Source organism: Stenotrophomonas sp. 109824_Sma, assembly GCF_056480025.1.
On record NZ_CM151078.1, the window covers coordinates 4,039,275 to 4,059,676 of the forward strand.

A 20,402-nucleotide genomic window follows, 5' to 3' on the forward strand; every position below is an offset into this window, starting at 1 on the left:
ACCCCGGGCAGTCCATCCACGCATGGCGTGGATCTACTGAAATTCCATCCACGCGCGGCGTGGATCTACTGATTCCATCCACGCATGGCGTGGATCTACCGGTAGGTGCCAACCTTGGTTGGCACGCCTTTACCCGCGCCAGCGCAGCAGCAGGTCACGCAGCGGGGTCAGTGCCGTAGCCATGCCGGCCAGCACCCCGATCGTATTGGCCAGCGCATCCATCGGGTCAGCAGTGCGGTTGCTGGTCAGCGCGCCCTGCGCGAACTCGATGCCGATCCCCATCAGCACCAGGCCCACGCCTACCCATAGCAGCGGACGTCCGCGCCGGAACAGCTGTACCGCACTGCCCGCCAGAATGAAGTAAGCAAGAAAGTGCTCGCCCTTGTCGCTGTTTTCCGGCAGCGGAATCGGCGGTGGCGGGATCAGGCAGACCACGATCACCAGCAGCACCGCCGTCACCCACAGTGCGGTCCACAACCGTGGCCGCCGCAGCGGCTTGATCACCGGCAACGCGTGGCTCACAGGCGCCAGCTCAGGTCACCCAGCTCGAAGGCCGGCTCGAAGTCGACGCCACGCTGCAGGCCGATCGCCTGGAAGCGCTCGCCCATCTCGGTCGGCAGGGTCAGCTTCTTCACCTGGTCGCGCAGCTGGATGCGGCCGACCTCGTCGGTGCGTTCCTCGGCCAGCAGCAGCACCTGGTCCAGGCCGTTGCCGAGCAGGAAACTGGCTTGGCTGCAGTAGCCGGCCAGCTCGAAGCCACCGTGCAGGCCCGCCTCCGCCATCGCGGTGAAATCCACTGACGCGGTGATGTCCTGCAGGCCAGGCCAACGATGCACGTCGTTGTGCACATGGTGGCGGTAGAACGCGCGCACGGTGCCATCGTCGCGGTCGTGCTGGTAGAACTCGCCGCGGTTGTAGCCGTAATCGACGAACAGCATCGCGCCGCGCTGCAGGCCGCCAGCCACCGCCTGCAGCCAGTACGGCAGCTGCGGCAGCACCTCGGAACGGTAGCCCTCGGCGAAGGGCTTTTCCAGGTAACGCTCGATATGGCGCACCGCACCGTTGAGCAGGATGTCGGCCGGCTGCGCACCCCGGATGAAGTTGCCCTCGGCGTCCAGCTCGACGGTTTCCTCGTAGACCTCGCCGTCCCGGATCAGGAAGCGCGGGGTCGGCAGCGCGTCGATCACCTCGTTGGCGAACACCACACCTTCCCAGTCCTCTTCGAACGGGCGGTCGACCCAGTCCACCCGCGCGGCCAACTCCGCCGGCAGGTTCTGCTGCAGGCGCTGCTGCTGGCGCTCGCGCAGGTCGGCGCTGGGTTCCAGGATCGCGTAGCGCGACGGCAGCGCGTCCAGCTCGGCCAGGCGCAGCAGTACCGCCTCGGCGAAGGCGCCGGTACCGCCGCCCAGTTCCAGCATGCGCGCCTGCGCACCCAGCTGGGCGAACACCGGCGCCAGCGCATTGGCCACACTGCCGGCGAACAGGCTGCCGAGCTCGGGCGCGGTGGTGAAGTCACCACTGCCACCAAACTTGCTGGCGCCGGCGCTGTAATAGCCCCAGCCGGGGGTGTACAGGCACAGCTCCATGAAGCGCGAGAACGGCATTGCCCCGCCCTGCGCAAGGATTTCGGCGCGCAGGGCGGCCGCCAGCTGGTCGCTGTGGGCCAGGGCATCGGCTTCGGGCAGGGGGAAGGTGGGCTGCATGGCGTCTTCGAATGCGGTGACAATGGTGCACAGGATAGCCGAGCCTTGGAGGACCCTCGATGAGCGACACCCACCCCGTGGTCCTGATCACCGGCAGCGCGCGCCGGATCGGTGCGGCCATCGCCCGCCAGTTCCACGCTTGCGGCTGGTCGGTGGTGCTGCATGCCAACACCTCCAGCGCCGAGCTGCAGCAGGCCGCGTTCGATTTCGACAACGTACGCCCGGGCAGCGTGCTGGCCCTGCAGGCCGACCTGCGTGACGCCGATGCTCTGGCCGACCTGGTGGAACAGGCCGTCACCCACTTCGGCCGGCTGGATGCGCTGGTCAACAACGCCTCCAACTTCTTCCCCACCCCGCTCGGCCAGGTCACCGCCGAGGCGATGGACGAGCTGTATGCGGTCAATGCACGCGCGCCGCTGCTGCTGTCCCAGGCGGCGGCGCCCTACCTGCGCCGCCAGCAGGGCTGCATCGTCAACCTGACCGACCTGCACGGCACCGACCCGATGCGCGACCACATCGCCTACACCATGGCCAAGGCCGCGCTGGAGATGGCCACCCGCTCGCTGGCGCTGGAGCTGGCGCCGAAGGTGCGGGTCAATGCGGTGGCGCCCGGTGCGATCCTGTGGCCGGAACAGGGCAAGGACGATTTCGCCCGCGAGGCGCTGCTGGCGCGCACGCCTTTGGCGCGGATCGGTACTGTCGAGGAGATTGCCGAAGCGGTTTACTGGCTGGTGGCCGAAGCCAGCTTCGTCACTGGCCATACCCTGCGCGTGGATGGCGGGCGTACAGTCAGTTGAAATGTTGCCGGGATCCACAATGGGGTCAGATCCCTTTTCCCGCCGGGAAAAGGGATCTGACCCCGTCACCCACCATCATTCCAGGTCCACCACCTCGAACGCCTCGCCAAACTGTCTGTGCGCACGCCACAGCGTGGCCAGGTCCTGCCCGCTGACCGGGTCGATGAAGCCCGGCGCGATGTCGGCCAGCGGCTTCAGCACGAAGGCATGCTTCAGCTCCGGGCGCGGAATGCGCAGGTGGCCGGGGCCTTCCACCACCAGGTCGCCGTAGAACACCACGTCGATGTCCAGGGTCCGGTCGGAGAAGCGCGGCCCGCTACGATCGCGGCCGTGTGCGTCTTCCAGCGCATGCAGCCAGTCGTCCAGTTCCTGCAGCGGCAGGTCGGTTTCGATCGCCACCGCATTGTTGAGGAAGGCAGGGCCATCGAAGCCGACCGCGGCGGTACGGTAGGCGGGCGACACCTGCAGCGCGCCGAAGCGCTCGCGCAGGGCCGCCACCGCGGCGTGGAGGTAGCGACGGGGCTGGACGTTGCTGCCCAGGCTCAGGAGCACGGTGGTCATGCGGTTCAGGTGACGGCACTTGGGGGGCGTGGACATGCCGTCGTCACGGCGGCCTGCCTACAATCCGGGACGCACATGATAGGGCACCGACATGACCTATTGCGTTGGAATCGAGGTGGACGAAGGCCTGGTCTTCGCTGCCGACACCCGGACCAATGCCTCGCTGGACGATGTGCGCGTGCACCGCAAGCTGCACGTGTTCGAGTATCCCGGCCAGGCAGCCTACGTGCTGATGGCGGCTGGCAACCTGGCCACCACCCAGCTGCTGGTGTCGCGCCTGGGGCGCGATGCCGACGAACGGCGCGCGCCCAACCTGCGCGACATGGCCCACCTGTTCGAAGCCGCCGAGTACGTCGGCCAGCTGCTGGTGGACAGCCAGGTGCACAGCAACCACAGCGAACATGGCCACGATGGGGTCAACACCCAGGCCACGCTGATCTTCGGCGGCCAGATCGCCGGCGAGCGCCCCGGGCTGTACATGATCTATCCGCTCGGCAACGCCATCGCCGCCTCGCCGGAGACGCCGTACCTGCAGATCGGTGAATCCAAGTACGGCAAGCCGATCCTCGACCGCATCCTCAGCCCGGCCACGCACCTGGAAGATGCGGCGCGCACCGCCATCGTCTCGTTGGACTCCACCATCCGTTCCAACCTGTCGGTGGGCCTGCCGATCGACCTCGCGCTGCTGCGCGACGGTGAACTGCGCATCGGCCAGCAGCTGCGGCTGGGCGCGGATTCAGCGCTGTATGCGGACATCCACCAGAACTGGTCACGGCGGCTGGAACAGGCGGTGGACGCCCTGCCGCGCTTTCCGTGGGAAACCGCCGAACGGTAGTGCCGGCCGCTGGCCGGCAACCGCAGTGATCCCACCGCACGCGGATGCCGGCCAGCGGCCGGCACTACCGCGGCATCAGCCCAGCGCTTCGGCCACTGCGCGAAACACCTGCTGCATCTGCAGCGGCTTGCGCAGCACATGCACCTCAACACCGGCAGGGAACGCGTCGGCGGGCACCGCTATCGCCGCATCCTCCAGCACCAGCGCCGGACCGCGATAGCCCAGCGTGGCCATCTCGCCCAGCAGCTGGCTGGCCGGCAGCAGCTTGGAACCGGCATCGGCGATCACCAGTGCCGGCAACGCCTCCTGCTGCATCCAGCGCAGCGCTGCCGGGCCATCGGAGGCCAGTTGCAGCTGATACCCCTGGCTGGACAGCGCATTGCCAAGCAGCGACAGGCGCGTGGCCTCGCCATCGACCACCAGGATCGACTGGCCACTGCCCAGGGCCACCAGTTGCTCGATCGGCTCACTGCCGTCGCTGGCTTCGTGCATCGGCAAGCGCAGTTCGAAGCAGGTGCCCTGCCCCGGCTGGCTGCTGACATGGATGCTGCCGCCGGCACCTTCGACGATGCGCTTGCAGGAAATCAGGCCCAGGCCGGTGCCATCGGCCTTGGTGGTGAAGAACGGATTGAACAGGTGCGACAGCGTGTCCGCATCCATGCCGATGCCTTCATCGGCCACGCAGATCTGCATCCAGTCCACGCCATCGCGCTCGCCGGCATGGCTGGCGGTCAGGCTCAGGCGGCCACCGTTGGGCATCGCCTGGATCGCGTTGAGCGCCAGGTTCAACATCACCTGCTGCAGCTCGGTGTAGTTGGCGTCGACCACCAGGCCTTCGTCCTGCACCTGCAGTTCCAGGCGCACGGCATCGGGCACGTTGCTGCGCAACAGCAGTGCCACCGCATCGAACAGGCCATCGATCTCGATGCGCTCGCTCGGCTTGCGCGAACCGCGCACGAACGACAGCATCGATTCGGCCATCTCGTGGCCACGGCGGCCGCACTCGGCGATGACGTCGGCCAGGTGGTGCAGCTGCGGATCGTCGGTGCGCGCCTTCAGCAGGTCCGGCATGATCAGCAACGGCTGCAGGATGTTGCGCAGGTCGTGGCTGAGGCCGGCGGCAAGCAGCGACAGGCTTTCCAGGCGCTGCGCGCGCATCAGTTCGGTTTCCACCCGTGCACGCTCCACCGCGCTGCGTGCATCGCGGATCGCACGCGCCACCGCCGACGGCAGACGCGCCGGCAGATGCTTGATGATGTAGTCATTGGCGCCCTTCTGCAGCGCCGCCACCGCGTTCTCCTCACCCATGGTGCCGGAGACGAAGATGAAGGGCACTTCCGGTGAGGTCTCGCGCACGATGCGCAGCGCGTCATCACCGGAGAACCCCGGCATGCTCAGGTCGGACAGCACGATGTCCGGCTGGAACGCAGCCAGTGCCTGGCGCAGTTCCGCCTCACTCTCGACACGCTCGAAGCGGGCTTCCAGGCCCGCGTCGAGCATCTGTTCGGACATCAGCTCGGCATCTTCCGGTGAGTCTTCCACCAGCAGGATGCGCAGCGCCCCCAGGGCGGGACCGGTCAGGGGCATGGGCTCACTCGAGTTCCGGTGCCTGGTTGATCAACGCCCAGAACTTGCCCAGGGTCTGCACCGCGCCGAAGAACTGGTCCACGTCCACCGGCTTGACCACGTAGGCGTTCACGCCCATGTCCCAGCTGCGGGCCAGATCGCTTTCCTCGCGCGAGGACGACAGGATCACCACCGGCAGGCGCTTGAGTTCTTCGTGCTCACGGATCTGCCGCAGCACTTCCAGGCCATCCATGCGCGGCATCTTGATGTCCAGCAGCAGCACCGCCGGCAGGCCTTCCTCGCGATTGGCGAAGGCGCCGCGGCGCAGCAGGTAGTCCATCACTTCCACGCCGTCTTCGACGTGCACGATGGGATTGGCCAGACGCGCCTCTTCCAGGGCGTCGATCGCCATTTCGGCATCAGCCGGGCTGTCTTCGGCGAGAAGAATGGTGCGCAGAGTGGTCATGCAGAAGGCCCTTGTTTGTCCGCGTCGATCGCGGGAGGCAGATAGAAGTGGAAGGTGGCGCCGACGTCCGGTTCAGCCTCGGCCCAGATACGGCCGCCATGACGGGTCAGCACGCGACGCACGCTGGCCAGGCCGATGCCGGTACCCGGGTAGTCACTGGCCTTGTGCAGGCGTTGGAACACACCAAACAGCTTGCCGGCGTAGGCCATGTCAAAGCCTGCACCATTGTCGCTGACCGTGAACTGATGGCCGCCATCGGGCTGCGGCTGGTAATCCACGCGGATCTTCGCCGGCTCGCGGTTGCCCGAGTACTTCACCGCGTTGCCGAGCAGGTTCAGCCAGACTTGGCGGATCATGTTCTCATCGCCCACCACGATCGGCAGCGGCGCGATGCTCCACTCCACGTGGTGCGCATGGCCGCTGTTCTCTGCTTCGGCCTGCAGGTTGGAATCGAGCATGGCGCGGGTATCGGCCACCAGCGACTGCATGTCCACCGCCTGCTGGCGCATCGCCGCGCGGCCCAGCCGCGAGTAGACCAGCAGGTCGTCGATCAGCGCCGCCATGCGCCGGGCCGAACTGGAGATCACTTCCAGGTAATGGCGGCTCTTGTCATCGGCGGCCTCGCCGAGGTGGCGCGACAGCTTGTCGGAGAATCCGGCCACGTGGCGAAGCGGCGCACGCAGGTCATGCGAAACCGAGTAGCTGAAGGCCTCCAGCTCGCGGTTGACCTCGGATACCTGCGCAACCTTGCCTTCCAGCTGGCGGTTCAGCTCTTCCACGCGCAGCTGCACTGCGCGCTGCATGGTGACGTCGCTGATGGTCAGCAGCACCACTTCGTCGTCGGTGTCGGGCAACGGCATGCGCCGCGCGTTGAGCAGCATGTAGCGCACCATGCCGTCGGCGGTGCGCTGCTCGTGCTCGAAGTCCCAGAGTTCGCGACCGCGCGACAGCACGTCAGCCAGGCGCTGCCGGACCACCGGGTCCTGCCAGGCGTTGTCGCCCACGGTTTCCAGCAGCAGGCCGTCGGCACGTTCGTCCTGCAGGCCGTACAGCTCAGCGAATGCCGGGTTGTGCAGCTGCACGCGCAGGTCGCGGTCGAGCAGCACGATCGGTTCGCGCACGGTCTGCAGCACCGACGCCGCGCGTGCAGCCGAGCGCAGCGATTGCCGCTCCGCATGCAGGCGGCGGCCGATCTGCCGCTGCAGCAGCCACAGCACCAGGCCGAGCAGCGCCAGCTGGATCACCAGCGAACTCCACGACACCAGTTCAGTCTGCTTGCGCTGGCGCGCGGCCTGCTCGGCGCGCAGCGCCAGCAGCTTCTGCTCGCTGGCCTGCAGCTCTTCCACCAGGCCCCGGATCGGGTAACGCGTGCTCAGGTCCTGCACCAGCTCACGCTGATCGCTGTTCGGTTCGGACCGGGCCAGCTCGCGGGCCACGGCCAAGCGACCGTCCAGCATCGATTCGATGCGGCCAATGCGGATCAGCTGATCCGGATTGTCGCGGGTCATCCGGCCCAGTTCGGCCAGGCGCCCGGGGATCTCGTTGGCCTTGGCCATGCGCTCGCGCAGGCCGGGGGCATCCACGCCCTTGGACAGGGTCAATGCCGCCGATTCGACATCGCGCACGTCGGCCTGCAGCTGTTGCAGCGCCACGCCAACGGCCTGGGTATGGTTGACCCAGGCCATCGCCTGTTCGCTGTCCTGCTGCAGTTTGCGCAGGGTCAACCACGGCACCACGATGATCGCGGCAGCGGCCAGCGCCAGGGCCGGCAACCGCCAGCGGTCCCAGATGTCGTCACTGAAAACCAGCGCCATAGTTCCTCGTCAGCACAGCCGCGAAGCGTGGTCCGGGGCGAGCCCGGCTGCGGCGGAACCGGCAATATAGCGCAGGCGGTCACAACTCTGGAGTTTCCAGCGGCGTTGCCTGAACGGGTTCGGAATCCGATGCTGTAGCGCCGAGCCCACGCTCGGCGCTACACAGGAGCGGGCGCCCCATGCCGGGGCGCCCACCGGGGTCAGCGCTTGGCAGCGGCGCTGACCTTCAATGCGGCGGCATCGACGCGGGTCACGCCCTTGATGCCCTTGGCGGTGGTGACCGCCTTGTCCTTCTCGGCCTGGGTGGCCACGGCACCGCTCAGGCTGACCACGCCATTCACGGTTTCCACCTTGATTTCAGTGCCCGGAACGTTGCTGCTGGCCAGCAGATCGGCCTTCACCTTGGTGGTGATCCAGGTATCGGTCACCGGCTCGTTGGAGTCATGGCGATCGGCATGGGTCGTCGGATGGGTGCTGGCCGGCGGGCTCTTCGCGGCCGGATCCTTGGCGAATGCAGCCGAGGAGGACAGCGCCAGGCCCAGGGTCAGGGCGGAAGCAATCAGCGTGCGGGTGGTATTGCTCATCGTGTCGTACTCCTTCGGGATGTGCTGCCAGTCTGGACAAGCCGCCGTAGAGCAGGCGTGGCGTTGCGGTCATGCCGCCGTGAATCGAAACGTTTCCAACGGCAACGGTTCAGTTTTGGACGGCCAGCACCCGTCGTTTACCCTGCCCTTCCCACTGCCGGAGCCCTGCCATGCGCCCCGACCTGCAACTGGCCCTGATCGGCTACGGCCTCGCCGGCCGCGTCTTCCATGCGCCACTGATCCAGCACACGCCCGGGCTGGTGCTGCACAGCATCGTCAGTTCGCAACGCGACACCCTGCTGCGCGCGTTCAGCGACGTGCACGTGCGCGCCACGCCGCAGGAGGTGTTCGACGATCCAGCAGTGGATGCGGTGGTGATCGCCACACCGAACGAACAGCACGCGCCGCTGGCGATCGCCGCGCTGGCGGCGGGCAAGCACGTGCTGGTCGACAAGCCGTTCGCGCTGGATGTGGCCGAAGCGGAAACGGTGCTGGCTGCGGCGCGCGATGCCGGACGCATCGCGACCGTGTTCCAGAACCGGCGCTTCGATGCCGACTTCCTCACGCTGCAGGCGCTGCTGGGCGAAGGCACACTCGGTGACGTGGCCGAGTGCCATGCACACTTCGACCGTTACCGCCCGCAGGTGCGCGACCGCTGGCGCGAGCAGGACGGGCCGGGTAGTGGCCTGTGGTACGACCTCGGCCCGCACCTGCTCGACCAGATGCTGGTGCTGTTCGGCTGGCCCGAGGCGATCGATGCCGATCTGGCCGTGCAGCGCGAAGGCGGCAGCGGCATCGATTACTTCCACGCGGTACTGCACTACCCGCGGCATCGCGCGATCGTGCATGCCGGTTCGCTGGTAGCGGCGCCCACGCCGCACTTCGCAGTGCATGGCCGCGATGGCAGCTGGATCAAGCACGGACTGGATGTGCAGGAAGCGCAGCTGCGCCGTGGCGTGGCACCGGGCGCGCCGGGCTGGGGCATTGATCCGCGGCATGGCGAGCTGCTGCGCTGCGACGCCGAGGACAACGTGCAGCGCACGACGGTCGACAACCTGCCGGGCGACTACCGGCGGTTGTATGCGCAGTTCGCGGCGGCGATGCACGGCGATGGCGAAGCCACGGTCAGCCCGGTGCAGGCGCTGCAGCTGATGCGGTTGCTGCAGGCCGGCATGGACAGCGCGCGCGAAGGGCGGCGGGTGCAGTTGGGATGACCGGCAGGGCTGCGCCCTGCACCTGCCGAATCGACGGCAACGTCAACGTCAAAAGCAAGCTGTCCGTGAGATGGCGGGGTGGGTCCGGTTGCGGGGGACGCCGTAAATACGTCCCTGTAGGCTCGGTCGCGCCTTGCTCGTGTGCGCTGTCCTGCGCACACGGCAAGACCGGGGTTGGGCGTCCTGCCCAACCCGCCCGAGGCATGCCTCGGGCCCATGGCGCTCACGTCCCCGCAACCGGACCCACCCCGCCTTCGACAGATTCCCGCGCCCGACGGTAGGTGTCGACCTTGGTCGACACATCCACGCCATGCACGGATGACGTGGCAACGATCGGAGAAGGCTTTTGTAGAGTCGAGCCATGCTCGACTGGCTGCATGGGGTCAGAGCCCTTTCCTGCGGAAAGGGATCCGACCCCGGCTTAGTGCTTACGACTTCTTGATGGCGTGGCCGCCGAATTCATTGCGCATCGCCGACAGCAGGCGATCGGTGAACGAATTCGATTCACGCGAACGCAGGCGTTCGAGCAGCGACAGCGTGATCACCGGCGCCGGCACGTCCAGCGCGATGGCTTCGGCGACGGTCCAGCGGCCTTCACCGGAGTCTTCCACGTACGGTGCGATGCCATCCAGCGAGGGATTGCGCTTGAGGGCTTCGGTGCTCAGGTCCAGCAGCCAGGAACGCACCACGCTGCCGTGGCGCCACACCTCGGCCACCTGCGCCAGGTCCAGCTCCATCTCCTGCTTGCGCTCCATCAGCGCGAAACCTTCGGCATAGGCCTGCATCATTCCGTACTCGATGCCGTTGTGGACCATCTTGGTGAAGTGGCCGGCGCCGGACGGGCCGACACGCGCCCAGCCGCGGTCTTCGGCCGGGGCCAGCGTGCGCAGCAGCGGTGCGATCTGCTCCACCACGGACGCTTCGCCACCGACCATCAGGCTGTAGCCTTCCTGCAGGCCCCACACGCCACCGCTGGTGCCGCAGTCGACGTAGCCCAGGTCGTCCTCGGACAGCGCCTTGGCGCGGCGGATCGAGTCCTGGTAGTTGGAGTTGCCGCCGTCGATGACGATGTCCCCCTCGGCCAGGTGTGGGGTCAGCTGGCCCAGCGTCTGGTCGACGGTTTCGCCGGCCGGCACCATCAGCCACACCACGCGCGGTACCGGCAGCGCGGCCACGGCGGCGGCCAGCGAATCAACCACCTCCAGGCCGGCCTCCGCGGCGCGCTGGCGGGCGCCTTCGCCCGGGTCGTAGCCGACCACGCGGTGGCCGCCGCGATGCAGGCGCTGGGCCATGTTGGCGCCCATGCGGCCGAGGCCGATCATTGCAATGTCCATTGTTTCACCTTCAGTTGGGGTCTAGGGTCAGGCTGCCTGGCCTGCCGGTAGCCGCGCAGTGGCGCAGCTGCGCCTCGCGCCAACGCCGGTAGAGCGTGGTATGCAGATTGTGCACCGCCAGGTCGATCGAAAACGGCGTGCGCGGATTACGATCGAGCAGGCGGGCGATGTGGTAGCCGATGGGACGTATACCGCGCGGATGCACATAGATCACGAACTGCTGGTAGAACGGATCGTCCAGCAGCTGGTCCATGCGTGCCAGCGTGTCGTGGTAGCGCGGCGCCAGCCGTGCGCGCAGGTGTGGATCGCGGTCGAACAGCAGGCGCTCGAAGTAGCGCTGGCCGATGCGCGGGATGTCCTGCGCCAGTTTCCACAGCTCGGCATTGCGCTGGTCGTACCAGGCCAGGCCGCCGTGCAGCTGCAACGCCTGCGCAGCACCCTCGCCCACCTCGACCACCACGAAGTTCTCGGCCTGGTTGCTCAGGTCGTCCAGCATGCCCTTGTCGTACACATGTTCGATGAAACCGGGCACGCCGACGAACGCCTGCCGCCCCATCGCCGACGTGCGCACCGCCTTGCCGTCGGCGAAGAAATCGCCAGCATGCGCGCCGAGCAGGATGCTGTCGGTATCGTGCAGCGCGAGGAAGGTGCCGATCGACAGTTCATCCGCTGCGAACTCCGTATCGAACGCGGTATCGCCATACAGCTCGCGCTGGGTGGCCAGCTGCGCGACCTGGCGGCCGACACCGCATTCGGCACGCACGCTACCGCTGTAGAACGCCTGCAGCGCATGGCTGTTGCCCGCACTGGGCACGAAGCCGCGACCAAAACTGCGCGTACGCTGCCAGCCTTGTGCCGGCGCGCCACCCAGACCAAAGCCGATCCAGCCCAGCTGCGGGCCGGAGAAACGGAACGTGGCATTGCCCTGCAATGCCGAGGTCGCGCGCCGCGTGGCCGCCCCCAGCTCGAAGGCATAGGCACAGACCGTGGCAGGGTCTTCCAGCAGCTGCTGCAGCAGTGCCTGTCGTTCGCCCGCAGGCAGATCCGTCGGCCAGCGTACGCGCAGATCACCCGCTGCCTGCGCCGCGGCGAGCGAGGCACGCGTACACACCGGCCCCTTGAGTACCTGCGGCGCACGGAGATCCGCGTCTTCGAAGCGCCACCCCAGCCGCTGCAGCAGGCCCTGCGCACAGTCCAGGGATGACGCCGTGGCGCCCCACGCTGGCACCAGCAGCAGGGCCATACCCAGCCACTTGCCGCGCACGCTCAGCCCTGGTCCGTGACCGCCGGTGCGGGCTCCGGCGCCGCTGCCGGCGATGGCGATGGCGATGGCGATGGCGCAGATTTGCCCGCCGCAGCCGGCAGGTACTGCTCCAGGCGCTGGAAGAAGCGACGATAGAACTCGGCGTCGGTGACCGTGCTGCTGGCCACCTTCACCAGCGAGTCGTCGTTGCTGCCGAACGGCAGCGACACCGAGCCCAGCGCGCCCACACCGACACTGGCCGAAGTCGGGCTCTTCTTCAGCGCGTAGCGATCCTGCACTGCGCTGACGAACACCAGCGTCTGGCTGCCACGCGGGGCGCAGGAGATCCGTAGCACCAGCTGCTCATGGTCATCCTCGCGCGGCTGGAAATTCTTGTTGCCCTCCACCTGTGCATCATCGGAACGTGCGATGGCATAGCCCTGGCTGAGCAGGGTGCGGCGCGCCGCCTCGCAGGCGTCGCCCGGGCGCCCATCGACCGTGCGCGAGAAGGTATCGCCGGAATCGAAGGATTCGCGCAGCACGGTGCTGTCGGCGGCACGGCCCCCACAGGCCGAGAGGATCAGGGCGCTGGTAAGCGCCACGGCAGCGCTGGAAAGACGGGAGGCCCGCATGGGTACTCCTGCGAGAACGGAAGCACCAAGGGTAGTCCCGCCCCCGTGTGCGGCAGGTCGACATGCCCCCCCACGTTGCTCCCGGTTCATGCACGAAAAAGGGGACGGAGGGGATTAAGTCGTTTGTGGCAGTTCGCTCGCCGGGCATGGCCCGGCGCTACCGTGAACGAGGTCCCCAAACAGAAAGGGGCCGGCAATGCCGGCCCCTCGGGTATCACATGCCGTCTCCGGCTCAGTCCGCCCAACGCCCCGCGCCGGTGGACTGCGGCAGCACCTGTGCGGACAGCGGGCGGTCGTTGGCCAGCAGGTTCACCGCGTCGGCGAGGATCGAGGCCGACTCGCGCAGCAGCGGGTCCGGGCGCTTTTCCGCCGCCTTCTCGCGCGCGGCATCCTTCACGATGTCACGCTCGTTGCCGGTCAGGCCATCGTCGCTGCTGTCGTCGGCCAGCGGGTCCAGGGCCAGGCCCAGTTCCTTGCGCTGCACCTGGCGCTCCTTGCGCTGGGCGTCCTGGCGCTCGCGCTCGGCGCGACGGGTCGCTTCGTTCAACGAGATGTACTTCTTCGCCGCTTCAGTGCGGAACTGCTGCACGTCCTCGTTCCACCACTGGAATTCCTTGTCAGTGGCGATACGCGCGTCGTGACGGGTCTCCAGCTTCGGCAGCAGCGGCGCGAAGTTGCCGTACTGGGTGTGCGGCACGGCGGCGATGCGGGTCCACGGCAGCGCGTTGTCGTAGGTGCTTTCGCCGAATTCGGTGGCATCGACGCTGGCCGGGAAGGCCAGGTCCGGCACTACCCCCTTGTGCTGGGTGCTGCTGCCGCTGATGCGGAAGAACTGGGCGATGGTCAGCTTGACCTGGCCGAAGCGCTGGGTCTCGCCGCTCGGCCAACGGTCGAGGTCGACGATGTTCTGCACCGTGCCCTTGCCGAAGCTGGTTTCACCGATCACCAGGCCACGACCGTAGTCCTGGATGGCACCGGCGAAGATCTCCGAGGCCGAGGCCGAACCACGGTTGATCAGCACCGCCAGCGGGCCGTCCCACGCCACACCCTGGTTGCGGTCGCTGTTGACGGTGACGCGGCCACCGGACTCGCGCACCTGCACCACCGGGCCCTGCTCGATGAACAGGCCGGTCAGTTCGATCGCTTCATCCAGCGAACCACCGCCGTTGTTGCGCAGGTCCAGCACCACGCCGTCCAGCTTGTCGTTCTTGAAACCGGCCAGCAGCTTGGCCACGTCGCGGGTGGCCGAGGCATAGTCGGCGGCATTGCGGCGGCGGCCTTCGAAGTCCTGGTAGAAGGTCGGCAGCTTGATCACGCCGATCTTCCGTGCCGGCTCGCCGTTGGCGGCCGGAATGGTCATGGTCTCGCCCTTGGCGGCCTGTTCGGCCAGGCGCACCTTCTGCCGGGTCAGCACCAGGGTGTGGTGCTTGCCGTCGGCACCTTCGGCAGCTGGAATGAATTCCAGCTTGACCTGGGTGTCCTTGGCGCCGCGGATCTTGGCCACGACATCGTCGATGCGCCAGCCGATCACATCCTCGACCAGGCCGGACTTGCCCTGGCCAACGCCGACGATGCGGTCACCCGGCTTCAGCGTGCCGTCCACTGCGGCCGGACCGCCGGCGATGATCTCGCGGATCACCACCACATCGTCCTGGCGCTGCAGCTGCGCACCGATACCTTCCAGCGACAGCGACATCGCCTGGTTGAAGTTCTCGGCGGTGCGCGGGGTGAAGTAATCGGTGTGCGGATCAACCGCGCTGGTGTACGAGTTCATGAAGAACTGGAAGACGTCTTCGCCCTTCAGTTCGTTGACCGACTTCTCCAGCGTCGCGTAGCGCTTGTCCAGCGTCTTGCGGATGTCGTCCGGCTTCTTGCCGGCCAGCTTCAGGCGCAGCCAGTCGTTCTTCACCGACTTGCGCCACAGCTCATCCAGCTCGGCACTGCTGGCCGCCCACGGCACCTTCTTGCGGTCGTATTCGAAGCGCTCGTCGGTGGTGAAGTCCGGTTCCTGCTTGAGCAGCTTGCGCGCATAGGCCACGCGCTCGCCGACGCGCTGCTTGTAGACCGCGAACACCTGGAACGCCGGCTCCAGCTCGCCGCCACGGATGGCCGAGGAGATATTGGCTTCGAACGGCGCGAAGCGCGCCACGTCGGCCTGGGTGAAGTACTGCTTGCCGCCGTCCAGGGTCTCCAGATAGCGCTTGAACACGTCCTTGGAGGTGGCCTCGTCCAGCGCACGCGGGCGGTAGGCGTAACGGCTGTCGGACAACAGGCCGTACACCAGCTTGGAGGTGGTCACCTGATCGGCGGTGGCCGCCGCGGGCAATGCGGGCGAGTCGGCCTTGGCCGCCAGCGCCAGCGGCGCGACCAGCGCCAGGGCCATCAGGAATGCGGGGGCTTTGAATTTCATTGACGTGCTCGAAGGCGCCTTGCCAAGGGGGAGACTGCAGGGTGTTCAGACACCACGACAGTGCCGAAAGTTGCCGGGTTTGTCACCCGGCCGCGCTCGGTGGAAAACCAGCCTAGCGGGGCCGGTGTAGCAAATTGTGAATGCAGGCAAAGGCGTGCGGACCAACGGTCCGCACCCACCATGCTGGTGGTGGCACCCATTGGCAGCGCCGGGCCGTGGCCCGGCGGCAACCGCTTACCGGACGCCCGCGCCCTTGGCTTGCACGTCGGCGTGGTACGACGAGCGCACCATCGGGCCGGAGGCCACGTGGCTGAAGCCCAGCTCGTAGCCGTAGTCTTCCAGCGCCTTGTAGTCCTCGGGGGTCCAGTACTTCAGTACCGGGTGGTGGTGCGCGGTCGGCTGCAGGTACTGGCCGATGGTGATCATGTCCACGTCATGCGCGCGCAGGTCGCGCATGGTGGCCTTGATCTGTTCGAACTCTTCGCCCAGGCCCAGCATGATGCCGCTCTTGGTCGGCACGTCCGGGTGCTGCGCCTTGAAGTTCTTCAGCAGGTTCAGCGACCACTGGTAGTCCGCACCCGGGCGCACGTTGCGGTACAGGTCCGGCACGGTCTCGATGTTGTGGTTGAACACGTCCGGCGGGTTCTGCGCCAGGATCTCCAGCGCGCGCTCCATGCGGCCCTTGCCACGGAAGTCCGGGGTCAGCACTTCGATGCGGGTACCCGGCGACTTCGCGCGGATGGCGGTGATGCAGTCGACGAAGTGCTGGGCACCGCCATCGCGCAGGTCATCGCGGTCGACGCTGGTCACCACCACGTACTTCAGGCCCATGTCGGCCACGGTCTGGCCGAGGCTGGCCGGCTCGTTGGCATCCGGCGGCTTCGGGCGGCCGTGGGCCACGTCGCAGAACGAGCAGCGGCGGGTGCAGACCTCGCCGAGGATCATGAAGGTGGCGGTGCCATGGCCGAAGCACTCGTGGATGTTCGGGCAGCTGGCTTCCTCGCACACCGTCACGAGGCGGTTCTCGCGCAGCTTGGCCTTCAGGTTCTGCACGGCATTGCCCGAGGGAATGCGCACGCGGATCCAGGACGGCTTGCGCAGCACCGGCGCGTCGGCGAACTGCACCGGCGAACGGTTGATCTTGTCACCGCCCAGCTGCTTGACCCCGGCCTGCAACGGCGCGGCGGACGGAGAGTCGCCCTGCACGATCTGCAGGGGAATGGAACGGGCGGTGGTTTCAGTCATGGCAGTTCCGGGGGGCGGTCAGGCGGCCGCAGAAAGATCGGGCAGTTCCGGCGTGTGCTGCAGCAGCAGGCCGAACTGGCGGGCCAGGTGGTCCAGCAGCACCGGCTTGACGGCATCCATCCCGGAGGGGCCGCCCAAGTCTACCACCGAGGTCACCTGCAACCCTTGATAGCCACAGGGGTTGATGCGGTGGAAGGGTTCCAGGTCCATGGCCACGTTGAAGGCCAGGCCATGGAAGGTGCAGCCGCGGCGCACGCGGATGCCGAGCGCGGCGATCTTAGCGCCACCGACGTAGACGCCCGGGGCGCCCTCGCGGCGTTCGGCGCCGATGTTCCACTCGGCCAGGGTATCGATGAGCGCCTGCTCGATGCGGCACACGTAGTCGCGCACGCCGATGCCCAGCCGCGGCAGGCGCAGCAATGGATAGACCACGATCTGGCCGGGGCCGTGATAGGTCACCTGGCCGCCACGGTCCACGTGCAGCACGGGGATATCGCCCGGCGCCAGCACATGCTCATCCTTGCCGGCCTGGCCCAGGGTGAACACCGGATCGTGCTCGACTACCCACAGCTCGTCGGCGTCGGCGTCGCTGCGCTGGTCGGTGAAGCGCTGCATGGCGCGCCACACCGGTTCATAGGCCTGGCGGCCGAGGTCACGGACCACCGCCGGACGCGGCGCGCGGTCTTCCGGGGCGGCTTCGGCCGGGCAGCTGTCGGCTACAGCGTCCACTTCACTTCCGGGTGGTCGCGCAGTGCCTGGTGCGCCAGGTCGTACTGCTCGCGGCTCTCGGCCTTGAACACGATACGGACGGACACGTACTTGCCGTTGGACGAATGCTTCCAGCTGATGCGTTCGTTCACCACATCGATGCCGGCAGCCAGCAGCAGACGGGGAAGCTCATGCTCCAGGCCGCGGTTGGCCGGGCCCATGGCGCTGAGCTCGAACTGGCCGGGGAACTGGAAGCCGTGGTCGGGGTTGTCGGACTTGATTTCCATGGCCCCATTATCGGGCCGCAGGGCGACAAACCCAAGAGTATTCATCAACGTCAAAGACGGCACGGGCGGCCTGCTGCGTTGCAGACGGCCCCGGCGCCCGGGCCGAAGGCCCAACCGCAGCTGACTGCAATCCCCCGCTGCGGCCGGGCCACAGCACCCCCAGGGCGAGCTGCGGCGCCTGCGTGGAACGGTACCGGCGCCTGATCGGGTAACAAATTGTGTCCGTCGGACAATGTTGTTTTCGGAACAGACAAGTGATCCCAACGCGCTCGTTCCGACGCGCGGGCGCGAGTACCGTGGCGTTGCAGAAAACGACAGAAAACCGCCCCCTTCCCCATGAGCATTCCATCCATGCGTAGTGTCGCAGCCCTCGGGCTGGCCGGCCTGCTGGCCGCTACCCTTCCCCTTGCCGCCCAGGCGGCCGAACAGTGTGGCCCGGACGCCATGCGCGACCACCCGCCGCAGATCAATTTCCGCGTCGACAACGACCTGTTCGGTGGCCGCCACCAGGACCAGGGCTACACCAACGGCGCGCAGCTGACCCTGGTCTCGCCGAACCTGGTCGACTACACCGACGACCCCTGCCTGCCGCGCATGGCGCGCTGGGTGAACCAGTACCTGGAAGGGCTGCACCCCGGCAGGTTCGAACAGCAGAACATGATCTTCAGCATCGGCCAGGGCATCTTCACCCCGACCGACCCGGCCCGCCGCGATCTGATCAAGGATGACCGCCCGTATGCCGGCGTGCTGATCGCCAGCTTCGGCTTCAACGCGCGCAGCGGCGACCGCCTGCAGACCACCCAGCTGACGCTGGGCGTGGTCGGTCCGTGGGCTCAGGGCAAGCAGGTGCAGGACGCGGTGCACAACCTCCTGGGCGACAAGAAGTTCGAGGGCTGGGACAACCAGCTGCACAACGAACCGGTGTTCATGCTGACCCACGAGCGCATGCGCCGCTGGCCGGCCGATGCCAGCGTCAATGCCGGCGGCTGGGGCTGGGATGCGATCAGCCACTACGGTGGTGCGATCGGCAACCTGGAAACCAAGGCCAATGCCGGTGGCGAAGTGCGTTTCGGCTGGAAGCTGCCCGATGATTTCGGCAGCACACCGTTGCGTCCGGCCGGCGAGAACACGGCACCGACCCGTGGTGGTCGTCCCAACGGCTGGTCATGGCACCTGTTCGTGACCACCGACGCGGCGTGGATGATCCGCGACATCACCCTGGACGGCAACACGTTCCGCAGCAGCCACAGTGTGGACAAGCGCCACGTGGTGGCCCAGGGCGGCTACGGCATCGCGGTGATGCGTGGGCGCTGGAAATTCGCAGTCGCGCGTTACCACAGCACCCGCGAATTCGATGGCCAGCGCCAGTCGCCGGTGTTCGGCAGCTTCACCATCAGCCGCTCGCTGTAAGCGAGGGGCTGAGGTAGTGCCGGCCGCTGGCCGGCTGTTGGCACATCCGGATGGGTTCATGGGGTGCCGGCCAGCGGCCGGCACTACCCACATCCGGATGGGTTCATGAGGAGCCGGCCAGCGGCCGGCACTACCCACATCCGGATGGGTTCATGAGGAGCCGGCCAGCGGCCGGCACTACCCACATCCGGCAGGATTCATGCGCAAGCGGCATCCCAGAACAGAAAAGGCCGGCTTTCGCCGGCCTTTTCGTTCACCACGCCGGGGCGTGGATCATTCCGATTCCCACCACATCCAGAAGCTGTCCCACAGGCGCTTGAAGAAGCCGGCCTGCTCGACGGCGGCCACGGCCACCAGCGGTGCCTCGGCGATGACCTTGCCATCCAGGGTGACCTTCACGGTGCCGATCTGCTGGCCGGCGGTGAATGGTGCTTCCAGGGTCTTGGGCACGTCGATGCTCGGCTTCAGGTCGTTGTAGCGGCCGCGCGGCACGCTCACCAGCATCGGCTGGGCCACGCCCAGCTGCACCTTGTCGGTGGTGCCCTTCCAGACCTTGTGCTCGGCCACGGCCTTGCCCGGCTCGTACAGGCGGTGGGTCTCGAAGAAGCGGAAGCCCCAGTTCAGCAGGGCCAGGCTGTCGTCGGCACGCTGCTTCTCCGACGAACCACCCAGCACCACGGCGATCAGGCGCTGGTCACCACGCTGGGCCGAGCTCATCAGGCAGTAGCCGGCTTCGGAAGTGTGGCCGGTCTTGATGCCGTCCACGCTGCCATCGCGCCACAACAGCAGGTTGCGGTTCGGCTGCTTGATGTTGCCGACCTGGAATTCCTTGATCTTGTTGTACGCGTAGGTTTCCGGGTAATCACGCACCATTGCGCGGCCCAGCAGCGCCAGGTCGTAGGCGGTGCTGTGGTGGCCCTGTGCGGTCAGGCCATGGGCGTTGACGAAGTGCGAGTCCTTCATGCCGATCTTGGCGGCGTAGCTGTTCATCAGCGACGCAAAGGCTTCTTCGCTGCCGGCCACGTGCTCGGCCAGGGCGATCGCGGCGTCATTGCCGGACTGGATCGCCATGCCCTTTTCCATGTCTTCCAGGCGTGCGGTCTGGTTGACCGGGAAGCCGCTGTAGCTGCCATCGGTGCCGGCGCCACCCTCGCGCCAGGCGCGCTCGCTCATCATCACCTGGTCATCCGCACGGACCTTGCCGTTCTTGACCTCGGCGGCGATCACGTAGGACGTCATCACCTTGGTGATGCTGGCCGGGGCCAGCTGCTCGTGGATGTTCTCGCCAGCCAGCACCTGGCCGGTGGCGTAATCCATCAGGACCCAGGCCTTGGACACGCTCGGCGCCGGGGCCGGCGGAGTGGCGACGGTGGCCGGGGCAGCAGCGGCGGCGGCAGGCGCCGGCGTGGCCGGGGTCGGCAGCGGCGTCTGGGCGGAAGCCAGGCCCACCACCAGGGTGGCGGCCAGGGCGGTGGCGGCGGAACGGAAATTCATTGGACAGCAGGCTCCAGGGGACGGCCGGGAATGGAGGGTGGAACGTAACGGCCATTGTAAGGCCGGGGGAGCATGGGCCGGCAGCACCGGCCCGGGCGG

General features: G+C 67.4%; 19 protein-coding genes. 4 read left to right on the forward strand and 15 right to left on the reverse strand.

The features are described from left to right. Positions 1 to 129: 129 nt before the first annotated feature. Both ACZK1G_RS18900 and ACZK1G_RS18905 read right to left on the reverse strand, forming a co-directional pair. Positions 130 to 522, reverse strand: coding sequence for a VanZ family protein (locus tag ACZK1G_RS18900; RefSeq protein ID WP_101766087.1), 393 nt, complete (start codon positions 520 to 522; stop codon positions 130 to 132). Continuing rightward, the gene (locus ACZK1G_RS18905) at positions 519 to 1,703 is read right to left on the reverse strand and encodes a class I SAM-dependent methyltransferase (protein ID WP_014038501.1); all 1,185 of its coding nucleotides are present in this window, start codon (positions 1,701 to 1,703) and stop codon (positions 519 to 521) included. Before ACZK1G_RS18905 ends, ACZK1G_RS18900 begins: the two co-directional genes overlap by 4 nt. A gap of 59 nt (positions 1,704 to 1,762) precedes the next feature. Here ACZK1G_RS18905 and ACZK1G_RS18910 point away from each other — a divergent pair, with 59 nt between their 5' ends. After that, positions 1,763 to 2,500 (forward strand): pteridine reductase, encoded by a 738-nt coding sequence (locus ACZK1G_RS18910; RefSeq protein ID WP_024957037.1) that lies wholly within the window; start codon positions 1,763 to 1,765, stop codon positions 2,498 to 2,500. Between the two features lie 75 nt (positions 2,501 to 2,575). Here ACZK1G_RS18910 and folK read toward each other — a convergent pair whose 3' ends face one another. Then, positions 2,576 to 3,061: a 2-amino-4-hydroxy-6-hydroxymethyldihydropteridine diphosphokinase gene (gene folK / locus ACZK1G_RS18915; RefSeq protein ID WP_032130416.1), complete on the reverse strand. Its 486-nt coding sequence runs from the start codon at positions 3,059 to 3,061 to the stop codon at positions 2,576 to 2,578. A gap of 91 nt (positions 3,062 to 3,152) precedes the next feature. Here folK and ACZK1G_RS18920 point away from each other — a divergent pair, with 91 nt between their 5' ends. Further along, positions 3,153 to 3,896, forward strand: a complete 744-nt coding sequence (locus ACZK1G_RS18920) for a proteasome-type protease (RefSeq protein ID WP_049442844.1) — start codon at positions 3,153 to 3,155, stop codon at positions 3,894 to 3,896. A 75-nt stretch (positions 3,897 to 3,971) separates the two neighbouring features. On the opposite strand, the gene ACZK1G_RS18925 is transcribed toward ACZK1G_RS18920, so the two are convergent. The 4 genes from ACZK1G_RS18925 to ACZK1G_RS18940 all read right to left on the reverse strand — a co-directional run bounded on the left by ACZK1G_RS18925 (position 3,972) and on the right by ACZK1G_RS18940 (position 8,326). Further along, positions 3,972 to 5,483, reverse strand: coding sequence for an ATP-binding response regulator (locus ACZK1G_RS18925; protein ID WP_101766088.1), 1,512 nt, complete (start codon positions 5,481 to 5,483; stop codon positions 3,972 to 3,974). 4 nt (positions 5,484 to 5,487) lie between these two features. Then, complete coding sequence (locus ACZK1G_RS18930) at positions 5,488 to 5,928, reverse strand: response regulator (RefSeq protein WP_005411057.1); 441 nt, start codon at positions 5,926 to 5,928, stop codon at positions 5,488 to 5,490. Beyond that, the gene (locus tag ACZK1G_RS18935; RefSeq protein WP_101766089.1) at positions 5,925 to 7,742 is read right to left on the reverse strand and encodes a sensor histidine kinase; all 1,818 of its coding nucleotides are present in this window, start codon (positions 7,740 to 7,742) and stop codon (positions 5,925 to 5,927) included. Before ACZK1G_RS18935 ends, ACZK1G_RS18930 begins: the two co-directional genes overlap by 4 nt. A 200-nt stretch (positions 7,743 to 7,942) precedes the next feature. Further along, positions 7,943 to 8,326 (reverse strand): BON domain-containing protein, encoded by a 384-nt coding sequence (locus ACZK1G_RS18940; protein WP_049442841.1) that lies wholly within the window; start codon positions 8,324 to 8,326, stop codon positions 7,943 to 7,945. A gap of 170 nt (positions 8,327 to 8,496) precedes the next feature. Here ACZK1G_RS18940 and ACZK1G_RS18945 point away from each other — a divergent pair, with 170 nt between their 5' ends. Then, on the forward strand, positions 8,497 to 9,540 hold the full coding sequence (locus tag ACZK1G_RS18945) for an oxidoreductase (protein WP_101766090.1): 1,044 nt from the start codon (positions 8,497 to 8,499) through the stop codon (positions 9,538 to 9,540). Between the two features lie 428 nt (positions 9,541 to 9,968). On the opposite strand, the gene gnd is transcribed toward ACZK1G_RS18945, so the two are convergent. The 7 genes from gnd to ACZK1G_RS18980 all read right to left on the reverse strand — a co-directional run bounded on the left by gnd (position 9,969) and on the right by ACZK1G_RS18980 (position 17,399). Then, on the reverse strand, positions 9,969 to 10,874 hold the full coding sequence (gnd, locus tag ACZK1G_RS18950; RefSeq protein WP_049442839.1) for a phosphogluconate dehydrogenase (NAD(+)-dependent, decarboxylating): 906 nt from the start codon (positions 10,872 to 10,874) through the stop codon (positions 9,969 to 9,971). A gap of 10 nt (positions 10,875 to 10,884) precedes the next feature. Beyond that, positions 10,885 to 12,117 (reverse strand): hypothetical protein, encoded by a 1,233-nt coding sequence (locus tag ACZK1G_RS18955; RefSeq protein ID WP_182474397.1) that lies wholly within the window; start codon positions 12,115 to 12,117, stop codon positions 10,885 to 10,887. Positions 12,118 to 12,140: 23 nt separating this feature from the next. After that, on the reverse strand, positions 12,141 to 12,749 hold the full coding sequence (locus ACZK1G_RS18960) for a DUF2242 domain-containing protein (protein WP_049442838.1): 609 nt from the start codon (positions 12,747 to 12,749) through the stop codon (positions 12,141 to 12,143). A 232-nt stretch (positions 12,750 to 12,981) separates the two neighbouring features. Beyond that, positions 12,982 to 15,159, reverse strand: a complete 2,178-nt coding sequence (locus ACZK1G_RS18965) for a carboxy terminal-processing peptidase (RefSeq protein WP_049442837.1) — start codon at positions 15,157 to 15,159, stop codon at positions 12,982 to 12,984. Positions 15,160 to 15,393: 234 nt separating this feature from the next. Further along, entirely contained in the window at positions 15,394 to 16,404 is a 1,011-nt protein-coding gene (gene lipA, locus ACZK1G_RS18970) for a lipoyl synthase (RefSeq protein WP_049442836.1), read from the reverse strand. Between the two features lie 18 nt (positions 16,405 to 16,422). Continuing rightward, entirely contained in the window at positions 16,423 to 17,133 is a 711-nt protein-coding gene (gene lipB / locus ACZK1G_RS18975; protein ID WP_014038512.1) for a lipoyl(octanoyl) transferase LipB, read from the reverse strand. Continuing rightward, on the reverse strand, positions 17,121 to 17,399 hold the full coding sequence (locus tag ACZK1G_RS18980) for a YbeD family protein (protein WP_005411067.1): 279 nt from the start codon (positions 17,397 to 17,399) through the stop codon (positions 17,121 to 17,123). The genes lipB and ACZK1G_RS18980 overlap by 13 nt, the downstream gene beginning before the upstream one ends. Positions 17,400 to 17,750: 351 nt before the next feature. Between ACZK1G_RS18980 and ACZK1G_RS18985 the strand changes: the two genes are divergently transcribed. Continuing rightward, positions 17,751 to 18,809 carry a lipid A deacylase LpxR family protein gene (locus ACZK1G_RS18985; protein WP_197622230.1) on the forward strand — a complete coding sequence of 353 codons (1,059 nt, stop codon included), beginning with the start codon at positions 17,751 to 17,753 and terminating at the stop codon, positions 18,807 to 18,809. Positions 18,810 to 19,082: 273 nt separating this feature from the next. On the opposite strand, the gene ACZK1G_RS18990 is transcribed toward ACZK1G_RS18985, so the two are convergent. After that, on the reverse strand, positions 19,083 to 20,303 hold the full coding sequence (locus tag ACZK1G_RS18990) for a D-alanyl-D-alanine carboxypeptidase family protein (RefSeq protein WP_101766093.1): 1,221 nt from the start codon (positions 20,301 to 20,303) through the stop codon (positions 19,083 to 19,085). Positions 20,304 to 20,402 lie beyond the last annotated feature (99 nt).

What these genes read in the sequence shown, in the direction of transcription:
- ACZK1G_RS18905 (WP_014038501.1), bottom strand. Translation starts at nt 1,703, where the DNA reads ATGCAGCCCACCTTCCCCCTGCCCGAAGCCGATGCCCTGGCCCACAGC.
- ACZK1G_RS18910 (WP_024957037.1), top strand. Translation starts at nt 1,763, where the DNA reads ATGAGCGACACCCACCCCGTGGTCCTGATCACCGGCAGCGCGCGCCGG.
- folK (WP_032130416.1), bottom strand. Translation starts at nt 3,061, where the DNA reads ATGACCACCGTGCTCCTGAGCCTGGGCAGCAACGTCCAGCCCCGTCGC.
- ACZK1G_RS18920 (WP_049442844.1), top strand. Translation starts at nt 3,153, where the DNA reads ATGACCTATTGCGTTGGAATCGAGGTGGACGAAGGCCTGGTCTTCGCT.
- ACZK1G_RS18925 (WP_101766088.1), bottom strand. Translation starts at nt 5,483, where the DNA reads ATGCCCCTGACCGGTCCCGCCCTGGGGGCGCTGCGCATCCTGCTGGTG.
- ACZK1G_RS18930 (WP_005411057.1), bottom strand. Translation starts at nt 5,928, where the DNA reads ATGACCACTCTGCGCACCATTCTTCTCGCCGAAGACAGCCCGGCTGAT.
- ACZK1G_RS18935 (WP_101766089.1), bottom strand. Translation starts at nt 7,742, where the DNA reads ATGGCGCTGGTTTTCAGTGACGACATCTGGGACCGCTGGCGGTTGCCG.
- ACZK1G_RS18940 (WP_049442841.1), bottom strand. Translation starts at nt 8,326, where the DNA reads ATGAGCAATACCACCCGCACGCTGATTGCTTCCGCCCTGACCCTGGGC.
- ACZK1G_RS18945 (WP_101766090.1), top strand. Translation starts at nt 8,497, where the DNA reads ATGCGCCCCGACCTGCAACTGGCCCTGATCGGCTACGGCCTCGCCGGC.
- gnd (WP_049442839.1), bottom strand. Translation starts at nt 10,874, where the DNA reads ATGGACATTGCAATGATCGGCCTCGGCCGCATGGGCGCCAACATGGCC.
- ACZK1G_RS18955 (WP_182474397.1), bottom strand. Translation starts at nt 12,117, where the DNA reads ATGGCCCTGCTGCTGGTGCCAGCGTGGGGCGCCACGGCGTCATCCCTG.
- ACZK1G_RS18960 (WP_049442838.1), bottom strand. Translation starts at nt 12,749, where the DNA reads ATGCGGGCCTCCCGTCTTTCCAGCGCTGCCGTGGCGCTTACCAGCGCC.
- ACZK1G_RS18965 (WP_049442837.1), bottom strand. Translation starts at nt 15,159, where the DNA reads ATGAAATTCAAAGCCCCCGCATTCCTGATGGCCCTGGCGCTGGTCGCG.
- lipA (WP_049442836.1), bottom strand. Translation starts at nt 16,404, where the DNA reads ATGACTGAAACCACCGCCCGTTCCATTCCCCTGCAGATCGTGCAGGGC.
- ACZK1G_RS18980 (WP_005411067.1), bottom strand. Translation starts at nt 17,399, where the DNA reads ATGGAAATCAAGTCCGACAACCCCGACCACGGCTTCCAGTTCCCCGGC.
- ACZK1G_RS18985 (WP_197622230.1), top strand. Translation starts at nt 17,751, where the DNA reads ATGCGTAGTGTCGCAGCCCTCGGGCTGGCCGGCCTGCTGGCCGCTACC.
- ACZK1G_RS18990 (WP_101766093.1), bottom strand. Translation starts at nt 20,303, where the DNA reads ATGAATTTCCGTTCCGCCGCCACCGCCCTGGCCGCCACCCTGGTGGTG.